Source organism: Pseudomonas sp. KCJK8993 (assembly GCF_046230915.1).
Taxonomy (GTDB): domain Bacteria; phylum Pseudomonadota; class Gammaproteobacteria; order Pseudomonadales; family Pseudomonadaceae; genus Aquipseudomonas; species Aquipseudomonas piscis.
Genome location: NZ_JBJJLO010000203.1, coordinates 1 through 4,620, shown reverse-complemented (window position 1 = coordinate 4,620; position 4,620 = coordinate 1). Strand labels below are relative to the sequence as shown.

The 4,620-nt window shown below is 66.1% G+C and carries 3 protein-coding genes; 1 reads left to right on the top strand and 2 read right to left on the bottom strand.

The genetic code is table 11. The features are described 5' to 3' along the window. Positions 1-23: 23 nt before the first annotated feature. Entirely contained in the window at positions 24-434 is a 411-nt protein-coding gene (locus ACK6AU_RS31355) for a TIGR03067 domain-containing protein (RefSeq protein WP_409303604.1), read from the top strand. 42 nt (positions 435-476) lie between these two features. Here ACK6AU_RS31355 and ACK6AU_RS31350 read toward each other — a convergent pair whose 3' ends face one another. Beyond that, a complete protein-coding gene (locus ACK6AU_RS31350) occupies positions 477-2,762 on the bottom strand; it encodes an ATP-dependent DNA helicase (protein WP_409303602.1) in 2,286 nt (761 codons plus the stop codon). Next, a complete protein-coding gene (locus ACK6AU_RS31345) occupies positions 2,759-4,411 on the bottom strand; it encodes a VRR-NUC domain-containing protein (RefSeq protein ID WP_409303600.1) in 1,653 nt (550 codons plus the stop codon). The genes ACK6AU_RS31350 and ACK6AU_RS31345 overlap by 4 nt, the downstream gene beginning before the upstream one ends. Positions 4,412-4,620: the final 209 nt, after the last annotated feature.

The window sequence follows — 4,620 nt, the reverse complement described above, 5'->3', positions numbered from 1 at the left end:
CCCGCAAAAGGAATCGCCCCAACATGCCCCCTTCAACGGCCCGTGACACCGACCTGCTGGATCTGGAACGCCTGCAAGGCGCCTGGGAGCAGACCGGGATGGAAGACAGCGGCATCCTCAACCCGCCCGACGAGCACAGCGCCCCGGGCGCCCTGACCTGGATCGAGGGCGAACGCTTTCGCGTGGTGACCGTGGATGGCCAACTGCTGCTGGCCGGAAGCTTCACCCTCGATAGCAGCACCACGCCCAAGTCCATTACCTGGGTCGACTCGATCGGCGCCGATGCCGGCCAGCCATTGCCGGCCAGCTACGAGCTGACGGACGACGAGTTCGTCTTCATCGCCGCCGATAGCGGCCAGCCCCGGCCTACCCGCTTCCACACCGCCCCCGGGCAAACCCTGCGGCGCTTCGCCCGGGTTCGTCCGGGCCGCTGAGGACCTCCAAGCCTGCACGCTCCATCGACGGCGCAGCGGTTGCTACTGGCAGTCCCGCGCCGTTTCTTCCTTGGCGATAGCCCACCAGCGCGGCAACAACCGGCGTACCCGCGGCTCGGCAAAACGATCGTCGATCAGCATCAGCACCCCTCGATCGGCCTGGCTGCGGATCACCCGCCCTGCCGCCTGCACCACCTTCTGCAAGCCGGGGTAGAGGTAGGTGTAGTCATAACCGGCGCCGAACAGCGCGCCCATGCGCTGCTTCATCTGCTCGTTCAAGGGATTGAGCTGGGGCAGGCCCAGGGTGGCGACAAAAGCCCCGATCAAGCGCGAACCCGGCAGGTCGATGCCTTCGCCGAACGCCCCGCCGAGCACGGCGAAACCTATGCCCTGCCCCTCGGCCTGGAACCGCAGCAGGAATTCCTCCCGCGAGCTTTCGTCCATGCCCCGCGACTGCAACCAGATGGGAATTGCCGGATGCTCGCGGGCCAAAAGCTCAGCCACCTGTTGCAGGTAGTCGAAACTGCTAAAAAACGCCAGGTAGTTGCCAGGGCGGGCCGCGAACTGGCCGGCCATCAGCTCGACGATGGGCGCCAGCGAGGCCTGGCGCCGGGCATAACGGGTCGAGATCTGGCTGACGATGCGTACATCCAGTTGCGTGGCCACGAACGGCGACTCGACATCCAGCCACACGGCGCTATCGGGCAAGCCCAACAGGTCGCGATAGTAACGCTGGGGTTCGAGGGTCGCGGAAAACAGCACCACGCTGCGGGCCGCCTCCAGGCGCGGGCGCAGCAGCGCCGCCGGCACCACGTTGCGCAGGCTCAGGCGCGACAGGCTGCGCCGGGCACTCAAGGTGCGCTTGCTGACATCGAAGATGAAGGGCTGCTCGTCGAACAGCTCCGCCACCCGGGCAAACTGCAGCAGCTCGAAATACAACCCCTGCACTGCCGCGTCCAGGCCCTGGGGGTGTTCATTGAAGTAGTCGCCGATGGCTGCCACGCACAACCCCAGGGCCTTGAGCCAGGCGCCGGGCAAGCATGCATGGGCCTGGTACGGCGCGACCTGGTCCTTGTGCAGGGCGTTCCACTCGCGGTTCAGGCGCTGCAAGGAGCTCTTCAGGGCCTGTGGTGCCTGCTGGCGCACCTGGGCCAGTTGCTGCTGGTCGAGGCTGGCGCTGTACATGCCGCGACCGCGTTCCACCAGGTTATGGGCTTCGTCCACCAACACCGCCAGTCGCCACTGGTCGGCCTGGGCCAGGCCGAACAACAAGGCCGTGACATCGAAGTAGTAGTTGTAGTCGGCCACCACCAGGTCGCTCCAACGGGCCATCTCCTGGCTCAGGTAATAGGGGCAGACCTGATGCTCCAGGGCCAGCTGGCGCAACGCCTGGCGATCCAGCAATGGCACCTGGCTGGCCGCCTGGCGGGCCGCCGGCAGACGCTGGTAGAAACCCTTGGCCAATGGACAGGACTCGCCATGGCAGGCGTTGTCCGGGTACTCGCAGGCCTTGTCCCGGGCCACCAGCTCCAGCACCCGCAGCGGCAACCCGCGATGCTCGGCGAACAGCACCCTGGCGGCATCCAGGGCCAGTTGCCGGCCCGGGGTCTTGGCGGTGAGGAACAGCACCTTGTCCAGTTGCTGCGGGGCCATGGCCTTGAGCATGGGAAACAGCGTGCCCAGGGTCTTGCCGATACCGGTGGGAGCCTGGGCCAACAGGCAGCGACCGGTGCTGACCGCCTTGTACACCGACTCGGCCAAATGGCGCTGGCCGGGACGGAACTGGCCATGGGGAAAGGCCAGCTCGCGGCAGGCCCGGTCCCGGTCTGCGCGGTGCCGCAGTTCCTGTCGCGCCCACTCCAGGAAGATCGCGCATTGGCGCTCGAAGAACGCCTGCAACTGCCCGGCGCTGTACTCCCGTACCAGGGCGGTTTCCTCTTCGCTGTGGATGTCGAAATACACCAGCGCCACGCGAATGCCCGGCAACTGCCGGCTCTGGCACAGCAGCCAGCCATAGACCTTGGCCTGGGCCCAGTGCAGTTGCCGATGGTTGTCGGGCATGCGCGACAAGTCGCCGCGAAAGGTCTTGATCTCCTCCAGCAGGTTCTGCCGGGGGTCGTAGCCATCGGCCCGGCCCTTGACCCGCAACGGGCCGTGATGGCCCTCTAGGGACACTTCGCTCTGGTACTCGGGATTGCGCCGGGCGGCCACCGTGCGATGGCCCTGCATGCCTTCCTGGGCGGTGGGCGATGGGGTGAAGCGCAGGTCAAGGTCCCCGTGCTTGGCGCTGAACTCGCACAAGGCGCGCACCGCGATGCGATAACTCACGCCGGGGCGTCCTGCCATTGCACGTAGCACACCGCCACCGGCATGCCGTGCTCCTGGCAGAAGTCCAGCCAGCGCAACTGGTTGTCCTGCAAGCGGTCGCCCGGGCCCTTGACCTCGATCATGCGGTAGCGCTTGTCCTCGGGCCAGAACTGGATCAGGTCCGGCATGCCGGCGCGGTTGGCCTTGATATCCAGCAGCAGGCGCTCGAACCAGTGCTTGAGGTGCGCGGCCGGCAGGCAGTCCAGGGCCTGCTCCAGCAATTCCTCGCTCAAGGCGCTCCAGAACACGAAGGGCGACTGCAAGCCCCACTTGGCCACGAAACGCTGGCGGATGCTGTCGCGGTAGCGACCATCGTCCAGCTCCTCCAGGCAGGCCTGGAACAGCTCGCGGCGGCGCTCATGGAAGTCCTCGCTGAGCAGATCCACCGGGCCGCGCTGGAACGGGTGGAAGAACGCGCCAGGCAACGGCGCGAAGATCGCCGGCCAGCAGAGCAATCCGAACAATGAATTGACCAGGCTGTTCTCCACATAGTGCACCGGGGCCAGGGGCCGGTGCAGATGAGCCTGGACCACCTGCTCCACCGCCAGGCCCTCGCCATCGCGCGGCAAGCACAGCTCCAGGCGGGACACCTCACGGCTCGCCACCCGGGCCACCGGCGGGCCGCCCAGCTTGCGTCGCAAGCGCGGCAACATGCGCAGCAATTGCTGGGCCTCGGCCGCGCTTTGCGGCGCCGAAGCGGCCTGCTCGGCCAGTGCCAGGGCGGCGGGATAGTCGGCGCTGCGCTCCAGGACCCGGATCAGGCGCAAACGGGCCCCGGGATAGGGGCAGCGCTGGTAGATCAGCCTGGCCTGCTCCCAATCCGCCAGGCGCTCGCAGTGCTGGCCCAGCAGGAACAGCAGCTTGTCGCGACGCTTGTGCAGCCAGGGGTTGTCGCTGTCGAAGGCGCTGAGGCGGGCCAGCAGCCCAGGCAGCGGCGCACCGGCCTCGAACGCTTCCTGGCACTGGTGCAGGTAGAAAAAGCCATCCACATCGGCACGGCTGCGCAGGCCCCGGGCATCGGCGCTGATCTCCACGGTCTCGTAGCTGTAGACCCCAAGATCCGCCAGGACGAACTCCGACCAGTCCTGGTAGAGGTTGCCGAAGAACATCAGGCGCAGGCGATCGCACAGGTCCATGACCGTCAGGCTCAGCAATCGATCCTCCAGTTGCGGGCACCACTGGCCGAATGCCCGGGCCTGGGGATAGGCCTCCTGCAGCACCTGCAGCCACTGCTCCTTCCTGGCCTTGGCCGGCAAGGCCTGGTCCTTGAAGCACAACTGGATCTCGGGCTTGCTCAGCAGGCCGAACAGTTCTTCCAGGGGCAGTGGCGCCTGGTCGTCGATCCAGCCCAGGTCGAGCAATGGCGCCAGGGCCCGGGCCGTATCGCCGATCTCCGGATAGCTCAGCCGGGCCTGGCGAAAATGCCGCCCCTTGCGCATCACCATGCGCACCAGCAGTGCCTGTGCCGGTTGCCCGAGCGAGGCGAAATCGACGATGAAGCGCTGCTCTTCGCCGCTCAACACATCGGCATAGCGTTGCTCCAGCCAGCCCAGCACTTGCCGGAAGTTATGCAGGTAGTAAAGGGGGTTCTCGAGGGGGTTGGAAGTCACGGAAGAAAGGCGCCACGGCAGGTCAGTACTGGTTATGCGTACAGATAGCAGCCGCTACCCCTGCCTGGCAAACGTTATTGGATAAATGGTGGAGAGAAGATTTTTTCCATGGACCAGCGAACTTTCGTCGTCTTCACTACACCAAGGGCCAGGACTTATAGTGCCCGCGCAACGCGGATACCCCATCGATATCGAGGTCTGTATGAACC